This window comes from Neisseria chenwenguii, assembly GCF_002216145.1.
Taxonomy (GTDB): domain Bacteria; phylum Pseudomonadota; class Gammaproteobacteria; order Burkholderiales; family Neisseriaceae; genus Neisseria; species Neisseria chenwenguii.
This window is the reverse complement of sequence record NZ_CP022278.1, coordinates 479,071-495,321: the sequence shown is the minus strand read 5'-3', so window position 1 is coordinate 495,321 and position 16,251 is coordinate 479,071. Positions and strand designations below refer to the sequence as shown.

8 protein-coding genes and 1 pseudogene are annotated in these 16,251 nt (G+C 55.9%); 7 read left to right on the top strand and 2 right to left on the bottom strand.

The genetic code is table 11. From position 1 onward, the window contains the following. Window positions 1–9 precede the first annotated feature (9 nt). The 5 genes and pseudogenes from fdxH to BG910_RS02430 all read left to right on the top strand — a co-directional run bounded on the left by fdxH (window position 10) and on the right by BG910_RS02430 (window position 8,278). On the top strand, window positions 10–921 hold the full coding sequence (fdxH, locus tag BG910_RS02450; protein WP_089035474.1) for a formate dehydrogenase subunit beta: 912 nt from the start codon (window positions 10–12) through the stop codon (window positions 919–921). Continuing rightward, entirely contained in the window at window positions 921–1,586 is a 666-nt protein-coding gene (locus BG910_RS02445) for a formate dehydrogenase subunit gamma (protein ID WP_089035473.1), read from the top strand. The genes fdxH and BG910_RS02445 overlap by 1 nt, the downstream gene beginning before the upstream one ends. Window positions 1,587–2,315: 729 nt before the next feature. Beyond that, window positions 2,316–3,218: a methylenetetrahydrofolate reductase gene (gene metF / locus BG910_RS02440; protein ID WP_089035472.1), complete on the top strand. Its 903-nt coding sequence runs from the start codon at window positions 2,316–2,318 to the stop codon at window positions 3,216–3,218. A 34-nt stretch (window positions 3,219–3,252) separates the two neighbouring features. Then, window positions 3,253–5,529, top strand: coding sequence for a 5-methyltetrahydropteroyltriglutamate--homocysteine S-methyltransferase (gene metE, locus BG910_RS02435; RefSeq protein WP_089035471.1), 2,277 nt, complete (start codon window positions 3,253–3,255; stop codon window positions 5,527–5,529). Window positions 5,530–6,043: 514 nt separating this feature from the next. Beyond that, window positions 6,044–8,278, top strand: a pseudogene (locus BG910_RS02430) (DNA internalization-related competence protein ComEC/Rec2). 52 nt (window positions 8,279–8,330) lie between these two features. Here the strand turns inward: BG910_RS02430 and BG910_RS02425 are convergent. Next, window positions 8,331–9,701 carry an FAD-binding oxidoreductase gene (locus BG910_RS02425; protein WP_089035470.1) on the bottom strand — a complete coding sequence of 457 codons (1,371 nt, stop codon included), beginning with the start codon at window positions 9,699–9,701 and terminating at the stop codon, window positions 8,331–8,333. Window positions 9,702–9,835: 134 nt separating this feature from the next. Then, window positions 9,836–10,117, bottom strand: a complete 282-nt coding sequence (locus BG910_RS02420; RefSeq protein ID WP_089035469.1) for a hypothetical protein — start codon at window positions 10,115–10,117, stop codon at window positions 9,836–9,838. A 509-nt stretch (window positions 10,118–10,626) separates the two neighbouring features. Between BG910_RS02420 and BG910_RS02415 the strand changes: the two genes are divergently transcribed. Both BG910_RS02415 and glgB read left to right on the top strand, forming a co-directional pair. After that, window positions 10,627–11,112 carry an FKBP-type peptidyl-prolyl cis-trans isomerase gene (locus tag BG910_RS02415; protein ID WP_089035468.1) on the top strand — a complete coding sequence of 162 codons (486 nt, stop codon included), beginning with the start codon at window positions 10,627–10,629 and terminating at the stop codon, window positions 11,110–11,112. Window positions 11,113–11,320: 208 nt separating this feature from the next. After that, window positions 11,321–15,919: a 1,4-alpha-glucan branching protein GlgB gene (gene glgB / locus BG910_RS02410; RefSeq protein WP_089035467.1), complete on the top strand. Its 4,599-nt coding sequence runs from the start codon at window positions 11,321–11,323 to the stop codon at window positions 15,917–15,919. The last annotated feature ends 332 nt before the right edge of the window (window positions 15,920–16,251 follow it).

Genomic DNA, 16,251 nt, shown 5'->3' with positions numbered 1-16,251 from the left:
AGCGGAAAAATGGCTTTACAATCACTAGACATCAAACGCCGCTCTGCAACCGCATCCGTTACCCCGCCGCCGCAGGTGCGCAAACCGATCGAAGTGGCAAAACTCATCGACGTGAGCACCTGCATCGGCTGCAAAGCCTGTCAGGTCGCCTGTTCGGAGTGGAACGACATCCGCGACGAAATCGGCGAAAACCACGGCGTTTACGACAATCCGATGGATCTGACGGCCAAAAGCTGGACGGTCATGCGTTTTTCCGAAGTGGAAGAAAACGGCAAACTCGAATGGCTGATCCGCAAAGACGGCTGTATGCACTGCGCCGATCCCGGCTGCCTCAAAGCCTGCCCGTCGCCCGGCGCGATCATCCAATACGAAAACGGCATCGTCGATTTCCATCAGGAAAACTGCATCGGCTGCGGCTACTGCATCGCAGGCTGCCCGTTTAATATTCCGCGCATCAACAAAGAAGACAACCGTGCCTACAAATGCACGTTGTGTTCCGACCGCGTGGCCGTCGGCCAAGAACCGGCCTGCGTCAAAACCTGCCCGACAGGCGCGATTCAGTTCGGCGCCAAAGAAGACATGAAAGCCGTCGCCGCCGAGCGCGTGAAAGATTTGAACAACCGCGGCTACAAAAACGCCGGCCTCTACGACCCGCAGGGCGTCGGCGGAACCCACGTCATGTATGTTTTACACCACGCCGACAAACCGAATCTTTACCACGGCCTGCCCGAAAACCCGTCGATCAGTACCACGGTCAAAATCTGGAAAGGCTTCCTGAAACCGCTGGCCACCTTCGGAATCGCCGCCGCCGCCGTTACCGGCTGGCTGCACTACATCACCGTCGGCCCCAGCCGTGCCGAAGAATCGCCCGAAGTGATCGGTAAAGACGGCAAAACCCTGAAAGGAGAGGAGGACGCATAATGAGCGAAAAAGAAAAAGTATTGCAGCGCTACAAACGCAGCGAACGGGTCAACCATTGGATTGTCGCCCTCTGCTTCGGTCTCTTGGCCATTTCCGGTCTGGCCTTTTTCTACCCCGCCTTCTTTTGGCTGACCGGCGTGTTCGGTACGCCGCAGCTCGCGCGTATGCTGCACCCGTTTATCGGCATTATCATGTTTGTCGGCTTTATGGTTCAGTTTTTCCGCTATTGGAAATACAACTTCCTCGATAAAGAAGACATCAAATGGATGTCCTCTCCCGTCGCCATTTTGAAAGGCCACGGCGTCGGCGACGTCGGCAAATACAACGGCGGACAGAAAGGTATGTTTTGGCTGATGACAGGCTGCATGATCGTCTTGGTCGTAACCGGCCTGATTGCATGGCGCGCCTATTTTGCCGAATACTTCCCCATCCCCGTCGTCCGCCTCGCCCTGCTGTTTCACGCATGGGCCGCGCTGATTCTGATTGCCGGCATCATCGTCCACGTTTACGCCGCCATCTGGGTCAAAGGCACCATCCGCGCCATGGTCGAAGGCGTCGTTTCCCAAGCTTGGGCGAAGAAACACCACCCGCGCTGGTATCGTGAAATGATGGCGAAAAACGAAAGGCAGGATAAAGAGGCGGAAACCGAAACTGCCGGAAAATAAGGCAATTGCGCCGATTAAGCCGAAGGCCGTCTGAAAAATTTCAGACGGCCTTTTTTGTTTTTGGGTGGAACTTGTAGGGTGAAATTTTTTCAAGAAACTGAAGACTCTAATAAACATCTGCTTGAATGCCGTCTGAAACGGTTAATGATTCAACCGACGTCATTCCCGCGCAGGCGTACTTGCTGTACGGAATAATAATTAAGGCCGTCTGAAAGCTTGAAAAGTTGATGATTCTAGAGTTTTCAGCTTAATTTGGCCTCAAAATCGGCAACGGTCAGGTTTCTGCAATCTGCTCCCTCCCCCGCTTTATGCGGGGGAGGGGCAGTTTTCTTCCTAGAATGGCAAATTTTTTTGAAAGCCACACGGAAAGTGCTTCTACGAAGCATCACCCTAACCCCCACTCCCCCCTTCGGGGGCAAGCGCACAAGGCGCAGGAGAGGGGCAGATTGTAGGAACTTCAAAATTTGGCGTCGGAAATCAGCAGTTTTTATGGATTTGGGTTCAGCCGACTTTAAGGATTAACCATTACAGACGGCATTCGGACGAACGTTTCATTTCAAAGACCACAGGCAGTCTGAAAAAATTTTCAGACTGCCTTTCATATACCTGCTCATATTATATTATTTTAATTCATAATAAATCTGAAAAATTTGAAATTGAATCATAATTAAAAGACGCTTACTATGGCTGCAACAACAAACAAACGGATACGGCAGAAAGAGGGCGCTTATGAGCTATGCAAGAGAAATCAATGAGTTAAACAACAGCTTGGCTGATTTGAACGGCGGCATCAATGTATCGTTCGAGTTTTTCCCGCCGAAAAACGAGCAGATGGAGCATATGCTTTGGGAGTCGATAGACCGTCTGAAAGTTTTGCAGCCGAAGTTTGTTTCGGTAACGTATGGTGCGAACTCGGGCGAGCGCGAGCGTACGCACAGCATTGTGAAAAGTATCAAGCAAAACACGGGCTTGGACGCGGCGCCGCATCTGACCGGTATTGATGCTTCGCCCGAGGAACTGAAGGCGATTGCCCGCGATTATTGGGACAACGGCATCCGCAGGATTGTGGCGCTGCGCGGCGACGAGCCGCCGGGTTATGCGAAAAAGCCGTTTTATGCGGCGGATTTGGTGGCGCTGCTGCGTTCGGTGGCGGATTTCGATATTGCGGTGGCGGCTTATCCCGAGGTTCACCCTGAGGCGAAATCGGCGCAGTCGGATTTGATTAATTTGAAACGCAAAGTCGATGCAGGTGCGGGCCATGTGATTACGCAGTTTTTCTTTGATGTGGAGAGTTATCTGCGTTTCCGCGACCGCTGCGTGATGGTAGGGATTGATGCGGAGATTATTCCGGGCATCCTGCCGGTAACGAACTTCAAGCAGTTGGGCAGAATGGCGCAGGTGACGAATGTGAAAATCCCCAACTGGCTGGCGCGGATGTACGACGGTTTGGACAACGATCCGGCCACGCGCAACCTGGTGGCGGCGAGTATCGCCATCGACATGGTGAAAATCCTCTCGCGCGAGGGGGTGAAAGACTTTCATTTTTACACGCTCAACCGCAGCGAGCTGACTTATGCGATCTGCCACACGTTAGGTGTGAGGCCGTCTGAAAACCCGGCTGACTGCAAATAAGATTGTTCATTTTGATTTTTAAAGGAGAGTAAACATGGCTACATTACATTTTTCAGGTTTCCCGCGCGTGGGCGCGTTTCGCGAACTGAAGTTTGCGCAGGAAAAATACTGGCGTAAAGAAATTTCCGAACAGGAATTGCTCGACACGGCCAAATCGCTGCGTGAGAAAAACTGGCGCCGTCAGGCTGCGGCGGACGCGGATTTTGTCGCCGTTGCCGATTTCACGTTTTACGACCACATTTTAGACCTGCAAGTCGCAACAGGCGCGATTCCGGCGCGTTTCGGTTTCGACAGCCAAAACCTGACTTTGGAACAATATTTCCAATTGGCACGCGGCAACAAAGAGCAGTTTGCCATTGAAATGACCAAATGGTTCGACACCAACTATCACTATCTCGTACCCGAATTCCACGCCGATACCGAATTCAAAGCCAATGCCGCGCATTACCTGCAACAGCTCAAAGAAGCGCAGGCGTTGGGTTACAAAGCCAAACCGACCATTGTCGGCCCGTTGACTTTCCTTTGGATTGGCAAAGAAAAAGGCGCAACCGAATTCGACCGCTTGAGCCTGCTGCCTAAATTGTTGCCGGTTTATGTGGAAATCCTGACCGAGCTGGCGGCTGCCGGTGCCGAATGGATTCAAATCGACGAGCCTGCGCTGACGGTTGATTTGCCGCAAGCATGGCTGGACGCTTTTCAGACGGCCTATGCCGCTTTGGGTCAAGTGAACGCCAAAATTCTGTTGAGCACGTATTTCGGTTCGGTAGCCGAACACGCAGGCCGTCTGAAAGCCTTGCCGGTTGACGGTTTGCACATTGATTTGGTGCGTGCGCCCGAGCAGCTGGATGCATTTGCCGATTACGACAAAGTTTTGTCTGCCGGTGTGATTGACGGCCGCAACATCTGGCGCGCCAATCTGAACAAGGTGTTGGATACCGTTGAGCCGCTGAAAGCCAAGTTGGGCGAGCGTTTGTGGATTTCTTCGTCTTGCTCGCTGCTGCACGCGCCGTATGATTTGTCGGTGGAAGAAAAGCTGAAAGCCGACAAACCTGCCTTGTTCTCATGGTTGGCCTTCACTTTGCAGAAAACCCAAGAATTGCGCGTGTTGAAAACCGCATTGAATCAAGGCTGCAAAGCGGTTGCTGCCGAATTGGCCGACAGTCAGGCCGCTGCCGATTCGCGCGCGAACAGCAGCGAAATCCACCGTGCCGAAGTCGCCAAACGTTTGGCCGACCTGCCCGAAGGTGCGGATCAGCGCAAATCGCCGTTTGCCGAGCGCATCAAAGCGCAACAGGCATGGCTGAACCTGCCGCTGCTGCCGACCACGACCATCGGTTCGTTCCCGCAAACCACGGAAATCCGCCAAGCCCGCGCCGTGTTTAAAAAAGGCGAACTCAGCGCCGCCGATTATGAAGCAGCGATGAAAAAAGAAATTGCGCTGGTGGTGGAAGCGCAGGAAAAACTCGACATCGACGTCTTGGTACACGGCGAAGCCGAGCGCAACGACATGGTGGAATATTTCGGCGAACTGCTGAGTGGTTTTGCCTTTACCCAATACGGCTGGGTGCAGAGCTACGGCAGCCGCTGCGTCAAACCGCCCGTGATTTACGGCGATGTCAGCCGCCCGAACGCGATGACCGTCGCTTGGTCAACCTACGCACAAAGCCTGACCAAACGCCCGATGAAAGGCATGCTCACTGGACCCGTTACCATTTTGCAATGGTCTTTCGTGCGCAACGACATTCCGCGTTCCACCGTGTGCAAACAAATCGCCTTGGCATTGAATGACGAAGTGTTGGATTTGGAAAAAGCAGGCATCAAAATTATCCAAATCGACGAACCGGCGATTCGCGAAGGCTTGCCGCTGAAACGTGCCGACTGGGACGCATACTTGGCTTGGGCCGGCGAAGCATTCCGCCTGTCATCAAGCGGTTGCGAAGACAGTACGCAAATCCACACCCATATGTGTTATTCCGAGTTCAACGACATCCTGCCCGCCATCGCCGCCATGGATGCCGACGTAATCACCATCGAAACCTCACGCTCGGATATGGAGCTGCTGACCGCGTTCGGCGAATTCAAATACCCGAACGACATCGGTCCCGGCGTGTACGACATACACAGCCCGCGCGTACCGACCGAAGCCGAAGTCGAACGCCTGCTGCGCAAAGCAATGGAAGTCGTTCCCGTCGAACGCCTCTGGGTCAACCCCGACTGCGGCCTCAAAACCCGCGGCTGGAAAGAAACCGTCGAGCAGTTGGACGTCATGATGAACGTCACCCGCAAACTGCGCGCGGAATTGGCGAAGTAGGCAGGTAAAACGGTTTAACGGCAACAGGCCGTCTGAAAACTTCGGATTGAGGTTTTCAGACGGCCTGTTTTATCCGTTTGCTATACTGTCGAAACCACAGGCGGCCGTAGGGAGGGCTTCAGCCCGGCAATGCCGTCTGAAACATTTGCTGAGACTGTCGGGCTGAATCCCAGCCTGCGGGTTGCAATGGATTTATGGCAAGCAAGTCGTGGGGTAGCTGTTTGGTGTTCCACAAATTTTTCAGACAGCCTGTTACAGCTGTAGGGTGTAAACCCACCGTTTTCATGCCGTCTGAAATGGCAAATGTCTGTCTGAAATTTTCGGATCATGGTGGGTTTGCCCCCACCCTGCGAGGGCTGAGGCCGTCTGAAAACCACATTTTCAGACAGCCTGTCGCAGTCAAAGTGTGTTTAAACAAGTCTGACCCCCTCATTTCCCATCCGCCGTTCCCTGAAACATGACATCCGCCAAAATTTAAACTATCATAATCAAAATTATAAAAAGGGAAACCGTTATGCCGTCTTACGTACTGCCCGGCTGGGTGGTCGGGGTGATTTTGTCGTTTGCGCTGCCGCTGCTGCCGCCTGTTTGGATTTGGGCGGCGGCAGCGGCTGTTTTGCTTTTTGCGGCGTGGAAGTTCAAACCCGCGCTGCTGCTTTTTTGTATGCTGTTCGGCGCGGCTTACGGTGTGTGGCGGACGGAGGCTGCGCTTTCAATGCAGTGGCCGTTAGCCGCGCAGGCGGATACGGCGTTGGTGCTGGAGGTGACGGGGCTGCCCAACCGCAATGAAAGGCGGGTACAGTTTGAGGCTGAGGCGGTAAACAATGAGGGGCGGCGGTTTACGCTGCTGTTGTCGGATTACCGCCTGCGAGATTGGCCGGTCGGCAGCCGGTGGAAGGTGTCGGCGCGGGTGCGGCCGGTGATTGGCGAGGTAAACCTGCGCGGGTTGAACCGCGAAACGTGGGCGTTGGCCAACGGCATCGGTGGGGTAGGAATGGCCGGCAAGGGCAGGGAAGCGCTGGCCTCGAACCGTGGTCTGCTGCTGACGGTTTGGCGGGAAAACATCAGCCGCCGCTGGCAGGAAGTGTCGTCAGGACATCCGGGCGTTTCAGACGGCATCGGCCTGATGCGGGCATTGAGCATAGGCGAACAGTCGGCGCTGAGGTCTGAATTGTGGCAGGCGTTCCGGCCGCTGGGGCTGACGCATCTGGTCAGTATTTCAGGGCTGCATGTGACGATGGTAGCGCTGCTGTTTGGGTTTTTGGTCAAACGGATTCTGCGGCCGCTGCCGTTTACGCCCGCGCGGCCGAAATTGTGGGTGTTGCTCGGCGGTGCGGCGGGTGCGCTGTTTTATGCGGGACTGGCGGGGTTTTCCGTGCCGACGCAGCGCAGCGCGCTGATGCTGGCGGTGTTGGCTTGGGCGTGGTGGCGCGGCAGCGGCACGTCGGTTTGGGCGGCGTGGTGGCAGGCGCTTGCGCTGGTGTTGCTGCTCGATCCGCTGGCGGCGCTGGGTGTGGGAACGTGGCTGTCGTTCGGCTTGGTCGGCGCGCTGTTGTGGGCGGATTCAGGCCGTCTGAACGAGCGCGGTTGGAAGCTAGCGGTGCGCGGGCAATGGGCGGCGACAGTGATGTCGGTGGTGATGCTGGGCTGGCTGTTTGCCTCGCTGCCGCTGGCCAGCCCCTTGGTCAACGCCGTGATGATTCCGTGGTTTTCGTGGGTGTTGACGCCGCTGGCGCTGGCCGGCTCGGTAATGCCGTCTGAAACTTTGCGTTTGGCGGGCGGATTTTTAGCGGAATACACGCTGCGCGGCTTGGTTTGGCTGGCGGACATTTTGCCCGAATACGGCGTCGCCGCCGCGCCGTGGCCGCTGGCGGTTTTGGCGTTTGCCGCCGCGCTGATTATCCTGCTGCCGCGCGGCACGGGCTTGAAACCGCTTTCCTGCCTGATTCTGTTCGGATTCGTGTTTTACCGCCCCGAACCGACCGCGGCAGGCCGTCTGAAAATGACGGTGATGGACGCGGGGCAGGGGCTTTCGGTGTTGCTGCAAACGCAAAACCACAATCTATTATTCGACGCAGGCACGGCGCAGGCCGCCAATGCGGGCATCGTGCCCAGCCTGAACGCGCTGGGCGTGCGCCGTTTGGACAAACTCATCCTTTCCCACCATGATACCGACCATGACGGCGGTTTCCCCGCCGTTTCCCGCGCGCAGCCCGCCGCCGAAATTCTCGCGGGGCAGCCCGAATTTTATCCACAGGCCGCGTTTTGCCGCGAAACACGCTGGCAATGGGACGGCGTTTGGTTTGAACTGCTGAGGCCGTCTGAACATTTCAGTGGCGAAGACAACGACCAAAGCTGTGTGTTGCGCGTGGTGGCAGGCAAACAGGCCGCGTTGCTGACGGGCGATTTGGGGTAGGCGGGCGAGCTGGCGCTGGTGGAAAAATACGGCGCCGCGCTGTTCAGCAATGTGTTGGTTTTGGGTCACCACGGCAGCAACAGCTCATCGGCGGGCGCGTTTCTCAACACCGTTTCCCCGACTTACGCCGTCGCCTCTTCCGGCTATGCCAACGGCTACGGACATCCCGCCAAAGCCGTGCAAACCCGCCTTAGTGCCCACGGCATCCGCCTTTTGCGTACCGATTTGTCGGGAGCGCTCTGGTTTGAGCTGGGCGGCGCGGAAGTGGCGCAAGGCCGTCTGAAAACGGGGAAATTTTATTGGCAGAAAAAGCCGCTGGAGCAGGGCGGATGATGAAAGGCCGTCTGAAAACTGTGGTTTTCAGACGGCCGTTAAAGTTTCCTGCTTAAGGCAGCAGCTTGCCCGGATTCATGATGTTGTGCGGATCGAGATGGGCTTTGATGGCGCGCATCAGAGCGATTTCGGCGGGTGTGCGCACGGCGGGGAGACGCTGGTTTTTGATGATGCCGATGCCGTGTTCGGCGGCAATGGTGCCGTTGTGGCGCAGAACGTGTTCGTAAACGACGTCGTTGACCGCGTCTTCGTAGGAGTAGGCTTCGTTGCTGAGGATGTCGGGCAGGAAGGTGTTGTAGTGCAGGCTGCCGTCGCCGAGGTGGCCGAAGCAGACGATGCGGATGCCGTCGAATTTTTGCGCAAGCGCGGCGCTGCATTCGCGTACAAACGTGGCAACGGCGGCAATGGGAACGGCGATGTCGTGTTTGATGCTGGTGCCGAGGTGGCGCTGCGAGGCGGAGATGTTTTCGCGCAGCGTCCATAAATCGCGCCGTTCCTGTTCGGATTGGGCGATGATGCTGTTTTCAAAGCCGTTTTGGTAGAGGAATTCGGCCAGCCGGTCGGTCAAATCGGGGCTGTCGAGCGAGTCGGAAAGCTCTAATAAGATGTGCCATTCGCCGTCATCGGGCTTTTTCAGACGGCTGAATGCCGAGGACAATTCCAGCGCAAAGCGGCTGACCAGTTCGAAGCTGCACAGCCTTTCGGCAAAACTGCCCTGCGTGAGCGTCAGCAGGCGGACGGCGGATTCGATGTCGGGCAGGGTAACCCATGCGGTGGCGGTGGTTTGCGCGCGGGCAAACAGTTTCAGCGTAGCGGCGGTAATCACGCCCAGCGTACCTTCGCTGCCGATAAACAGATGGCGCAGGTCGTAGCCGGTGGTGTTTTTGTGCAGCGGTTGGAGGTGGGAAACCAGCGTGCCTTCGGGCAAAACGACTTCCAAACCTAAAACCAGATCGCGCATGGCGCCGTAACGCAAGACGTTCAGTCCGCCGGCGTTGCAGGCGATGTTGCCGCCGATTTGGCACGAGCCTTCGCTGGCCAAACTCAGCGGGAAAAAACGGCCGGCCTGTCCGGCAGCTTCCTGCACGCGCTGCAAAACTGCGCCGGCTTCGACGGTGATGCTGTTGTCGGCGGGATTGGTTTCGCGGATTTTGTCGAGTTTGGCAAGGTTGAGCAAAACGCCGCTTTGGGCAACCGCCGCGCCGCAAAGTCCGGTATTGCCGCCCTGCGGGGTAACGGGAATGCGGTGCGCAAAACAATGGCGCATAACGTTTTGCACGGCTTCGACCGTGTGCGGCTGCAAAATGATGTCGGGTGTGGCGGTAAAGCGGCGGCGTTGGTCAACCAGCAGCTCGGGAGAGAGTGCTAAGATTTCGGCGGGCGAGAGAAATCGGGAAAACGCGCGGTGCAGTTCGGAAGTCATGGCGTGGAGTAGGGAAATGGGAACGGCTGAATGATACGCCGGAAAAGTTCAGACGGCATCATGCCGTCTGAAAAAAAGGCAAACAAAAAAGCAGGATACACGGGGTATCCTGCTTTTTGCATTCGCGAAGAATATTATTTAGCAGCAGAAGCGGCACCGGTAGCAGCAGAAGCAGCAGTGTCGGCAGCAGAAGCAGCAGCACCGGCAGCGGCAGAAGCAGCAGTGTCGGCAGCACCGGCAGCGGCAGAAGCAGCAGTATCGGCAGCAGAAGCAGCAGTATCGGCAGCAGAAGCAGCGGCGTCAGCAGCAGAAGCAGCGGCGTCAGCAGCAGAAGCAGCGGCGTCAGCAGCAGGTTTTTGACCACAAGCGGCCAAAGCCAAAGCCATCAAAGCAGCAGCGAACAGAGATTTTTTCATTTTGTATTACCTTCTTAAATCGATTTAAAAAAAACATAAAAACGGCCAAGCGGCCTCTACAAGTAGATTCATTACTGAATCCCGGCGGATTATGCCTTATGGGCAAATCCAATGCAACGGCATCAACCCAAACGGGAATGCTCAGAATGTAGGTCTTAGTTTACTAAAACTACAAATTAGTTCCGCAAATTTTTAAAAAAATATCGGCGGGATAGGGATATTTTTATGAAAATCTTTTAATATCAAATAGATATTTGACAAAAATAAGATAAAAAATTTTCGGATCAATCAGAAAAAACAGCTGGGGCACTTGGCTTGATGCTTGATTTGGTTGTAAAAAAACGACAAACAGAAAGAAAATAACAGCTTTTACTTTCCGATTTTCAGGCTTTTGAAGTAGGCGCTGCGTTTATTTTACCTGAGGCCGTCTGAAAACAACTGTATCAGGGGGCAGCTGTGTTAGAATGACCGCTTAATACTCAACAAGGTAATAATTTAAGGATAACCAAATGGCTATTGCTAAAAATTCCGTCGTTTCCCTGCATTACGAGATGTTTGACGCCGACAACCAGCTTTTGGACAAAACCGAAGAACCGATTTCGTATCTGCACGGCGGTTACGACGGCATTTTCCCGTTGGTGGAAGAGGCGCTGCACGGTAAAAACGTCGGCGATACGGTCGAAGTGGCGCTTTCGCCCGACGATGCGTTTGGCGAACAGGATTCCGAATTGGTGCGCATCGAAGACGCAAGCGTGTTTCCCGTGGAAGTGGAAGTCGGCATGATGTTTGAGGCGGACGATCCTGAAACTGGCGATGTGCTGATTTACCGCGTTACCGACGTGGCCGACGGCAAAGTCGTGGTGGACGGCAACCATCCGCTGGCGGGCATGAAGATTCTGTTTAAAGCCACGGTGGACGGCGTTCGCGAGGCGAGTGCGGAAGAAATCGCCCACGGCCATGTTCACGGCCCCGATGGTCATCACCACCATCATTAATTGAGATTCGGCACAGGCCGTCTGAAAGGGTTTTCAGACGGCCTCTCTTTATATAAAAATACCGTCAGGCAGCCGCAGCGCAGATTTGGTTTACATCAAACAAAACCGAGAAAAAATGCGGCGCCCCTGCGGTTACATAAAATTACAGATTAAACCGCCGCCAATCTGTATTAAGATTGGGGCTGTTTGTTTTTAAAAGAATTTCAATATGGCGCAACATGAAATGTCGGAGGAAAACGCGGCGCGGTTCGGTATCGGTTTGGGGTTTTACGACATCAACGGTACTTATCACGAAACTTCGCAGGAAGTATTTGATGCGCTGGCGTCGGCGTTGGCAGGCGGCGTTTCAGACGGTCTTTACGAAGATACGGCGGCACTGGCGGCGGATGGCGGAACGGAATTTACGCTGCCCGAACATTGGCGCGGCGCGCGGGTTTGGTTGGAAGACGAAACGGGTGCGGCATCTGGAATTACGCCAAACGCCGAAACGCTGCGGATTTCGCTGCCTGCTTTGGCGGCGGGTTATTACACGCTTTGCGCAGAAATCGGCGGTGCGGTTCGCCGCATCCGCTTGGTGGCCGCGCCCGAAGCGGTTTACCGCCCGCGCGGTTTTTCAGACGGCATGCGGGCAAACGGGCTGACCGTGCAGCTTTACGGCCTGCGTTCGGCGCAAAACTGGGGCATCGGCGACTTTTCCGATTTGGCAGCGCTCACGGCGTTTGCGGGGGAAAAGGGGCTGGATTTTATCGGTATCAATCCGCTGCATTCGCTGTTCGCCTCCAACCCCGAATACGCCAGCCCGTACAGCCCATCGTCGCGCGAGCGGCTCAATCCGCTTTATTTGGACGTGAACCGCGTCGGCGCCTTTGGTTACAGCCGCAAGGCGCAGGCTTGGCTGAACAAGCCGGAAAATCAGGCGCGGCTGGCGGCGGTGCGCGCGGCGGAGGTGGTGGATTACGCGGCGGTTTGGGCGCTGAAACGCGAGGCTTTGTGGCTGGCGTTTGAGGCGTTTGAGCAGTACAAAACCAAAGCGGCGGAAGCGGGACGCGCGGCGTTTGCGGCTTTTGCCGCCGAAAAAGGCGCGGCGCTGGCGGGCTTCGGCCTCTTTGCCGCCATAGACGATGCCTACGGACACGGCGCAGATTGGGACTTTATCGGCTGGCTGTCGTGGCCGTCTGAATTTCAAAACTGCGAAAGCGCGGCGGTCAAGGCGTTTGCCGAATCGCATCCGTGCGAAATCCGTTTTTATATGTGGCTGCAATGGCTTTGCGCCGCGCAGCTTGAGGCGGTAAACGAGGCCGCGGCGGCAAATGGCGTGAAACTCGGCATTTACGGCGATTTGGCGGTGGGCGTGGCGCGCGGCAGCGCGGATACTTGGCTTGACGGCGGTTCGTACTGCATAGACGCTTCCATCGGTGCGCCGCCCGATCCGCTCGGCCCGGCGGGGCAGAACTGGAATCTGCCGCCGCTCAATCCGCTGGTGTTGAAACACGGCGGTTATGAAAAATTTGTTACGTTGCTGCGTGAAAATATGCGCCTTTACGGCGTATTGCGGATTGACCATGTGATGGCGCTGTTCCGCCTGTGGTGGGTGGTCGGGCGGCAGAGCGCGGCGCAGGGCGCGTATGTGCATTACAACGCCGAAGTGATGTTTGCCATCCTGGCGCTGGAAAGCTGCCGCAACAGGTGCGTGGTCATCGGCGAGGATTTGGGCACGGTTCCCGACGAAGTGCGCCATCTGCTCGACCGCTATCGGGTGTTGTCGTATAAGGTTTTGTATTTCAGCAAAAACTGGCAGGGTTTCGAGCTGCCGCAGGATTACCCGACGCGTGCGGTCACTGCGGTCAGCACCCACGACGTCGCGCCGCTGGCGGGTTGGTGGGCGCTTAACGATTTGGAAACCATGCACCGCCTGGGCACGCTTGGTGACGCAGCTTTTCAGACGGCATCAGAGGTTCGCCTCCGCGACAAAGAAGATTTGCTGGGTAAATTGAAACAGACGGACTGCCTGCCGCAGGATTACGGGATGCCGTCTGAAATGAACGAAACGCTGTTGTCAGCCGTCCACCGCTACGGCGCGCTGGGCAATAGTCTGCTTTACGCCGTGCAGCTTGAAAACCTGCTGGGCGTGGTTGAAAATTTAAACGTGCCGGGCATTGCGCGCGGCTATCCGAATTGGGCGAAAAAAATGCCCGTTTCCCTTGAAGATTTTTCCAAACAGAGGCTGATGTCCGGCCAACTTTCCATGATTGACGAGGTACGCATGAGTAAAAACAGCCAAACCAAGAAATATCACGAGATCGACGCTACCGAACGCGCCACCATCGACAGCCTGTTTGCCGCGACGCACGGCGATGTGTTCGGCTACCTCGGCCGCCACCGCATCGCAGAGGGCGACGAAGTGGTGCGCTGCCTGGTTCCGGATGCGCACGGCGTGGCAATTGTCGAACGCGGCAGCGGCAAAGTGATTGTGCCGTCTGAAAAAATCGACGGGCGCGGCCTTTTTGTCGCCGTATTGCCCGAGGGTGCGCCTGATTACGCGCTCAACATCAAATACCGCGAAGACGCCGAGGCGCAGCGCGAAGAAGATCCTTACCGCTTCGGTTCGGCCTTGCAGGAAATGGACGTCTGGCTTTTGGGCGAGGGCAGCCATCTGCGGCCTTACGAAACGCTGGGCGCGCATTTTGCCGAACTCGACGGCGCCAAAGGCGTTCGCTTTGCCGTGTGGGCGCCGAACGCGCAGCGCGTTTCCGTCGTCGGCGAATTCAATGCTTGGGACGGCCGCCGCCATGTGATGCGCTTCCACCGCGACATCGGCGTTTGGGAAATGTTTGTGCCCGATGTGAAACTCAATGCGCTGTATAAGTTCGAAGTGCGCGACACCAACGGCAATGTGCGCGAAAAGGCCGACCCGTATGCCTTCGGCGCGGAACTGCGCCCGACCACCGCATCGGTGGTGCGCGGCCTGCCGGCCAAAGTCGAAACGCCTGCGTTCCGCGAAAAAGCCAACGCCATTGATGCGCCCGTAAGTATTTACGAAGTGCATCTCGGCTCGTGGCGCCGCAATCCGGAAAACAATTTTTGGCTGACCTATGAGCAGCTTGCCACAGAGCTGGTGGATTATGTGAAAGACATGGGCTTCACCCACATTGAGCTTCTGCCCGTGTCCGAATATCCGTTTGACGGTTCGTGGGGCTATCAGGCCACCGGCCTTTATGCGCCGACCAGCCGTTTCGGTTCGCCCGACGAATTGAAGGCGCTGATTAAGGCTGCCCATGATGCAGGTATCGGCGTGATTCTCGACTGGGTGGTCGGCCACTTCCCGACCGACGACCACGGCCTCAACCATTTTGACGGCACGGCTTTGTACGAGCATTCCGACCCGCGCGAAGGCTACCATCAGGATTGGAACACGCTGATTTACAACTTCGGCCGTACCGAAGTGAAAAACTTCTTACAAGGCAATGCCTTATATTGGGTTGAACGCTTCGGTTTCGACGGACTGCGCGTCGATGCCGTCGCTTCGATGGTGTACCGCGACTATTCGCGCAAAGACGGCGAATGGATTCCCAACCAATACGGCGGGCGCGAAAACCTCGAAGCCGCCGCGTTCCTGCACGACACCAACGTGATGCTGCAAAACGAAGCCGCGGGAGCGGTGAAAGTGGCCGAAGAATCGACCGCGTTCCCCAATGTCACCCGCAACGAAGGCTTGGCGTTCGACTTCAAATGGAACATGGGCTGGATGAACGACACGCTCAGCTACATGAAAGAAGACCCCATCAACCGCAAATACCACCACAACAAAATGACCTTCGGCATGATGTACCAATACAGCGAAAACTACGTTTTGCCGCTGTCGCACGACGAAGTGGTACACGGAAAATGCTCGCTGCTGGGCAAAATGCCGGGCGACTGCTGGCAGCAGTTTGCCAACCTGCGTGCCTACTACGGCTTTATGTACGGCTATCCCGGCAAAAAACTGCTGTTTATGGGCAACGAATTTGCGCAAGGCCGGGAGTGGAACTATCAGGAAGCGCTCGATTGGTTTTTGCTCGAAGAAGAGGGCGGCTGGCACAAAGGCATGCAGGATTATGTACGCACTTTGAACCACGTTTACCGTGACTATGCCCCGCTTTACCAGCTCGACCAATGGCCGGAAGGCTTTGAATGGCTGGTGGCCGACGACGGCAACAATTCCGTTTTCGTCTTCGAGCGCCGCGACCGCGACGGCAACCGTGTCATCGTCATCAGCAACTTCACACCCGTCGTGCGCGAAGGCTACCGCTTCGGCGTCAACGAAGCCGGCGTGTACCGCGAAATCCTCAATTCAGACGGCACGGACTACAAAGGCAGCGGTGTTACCCCGGGCGCGGAAATTGCCAGCGAAAACATCGAATCGCACGGCAAACCCCAATCCCTCGCTTTAACCATTCCGCCTTTGTCCACCGTTTACCTGTATAAAGAGGCCGAAAAACCCGCGGGAAAGTCTGAACCGAAAAAGGCCGCCGCAAAGAAGCCCTCCGCTAAGAAAACCGCTGCCAAAGCAAGTGCCGAAAAAGCGCCGGCCCAAACAGCCAAAGCAGCCGTAGCGGATGATGCCGAAAAAGCACCGGTAAAAACCACGCGGACGCGCAAAACCGCAGCGGAAAAAACGCCCGCCAAAACCGCGCGGACAACCAAAACCGCGGCAGAAAAAGCTCCTGTGAAAACCCGTTCCCGCGCCGCAAAGGCAGAAACCGCCGAAGCCGCACCCGCCAAAACGACGCGGACAAAAACGGCAGGCACGGTGAAGGTTGGCAGGTAAACATCTGAAGTAAAAAGATAACCGTTGTTTCAGAGGCCGTCTGAAATAACGGTTTGGGTTTTTTTGGAAATCTTCAGACGGCCTTTAGGCAGGCCGGTTTTCCGTTGTAGGGCTGGTTTGCCGGCCCACCGCTTGTCCGTAGGACAAAATTCGATGCATTTGTATTTCCGTTATTTTTGTCTGCATTCTGTTTTTCGGGCGGCGGGCAAGTATGTCCGCCCTACGGTATAGGTTTTGAAAATTTTCAGACGGCACCAGACGGTTTCAGCAGTTCAGATGCTTAAAGGCCGTCTGAAAAACGTTCAGACGGCCTCAACACGATATTTTTCAAG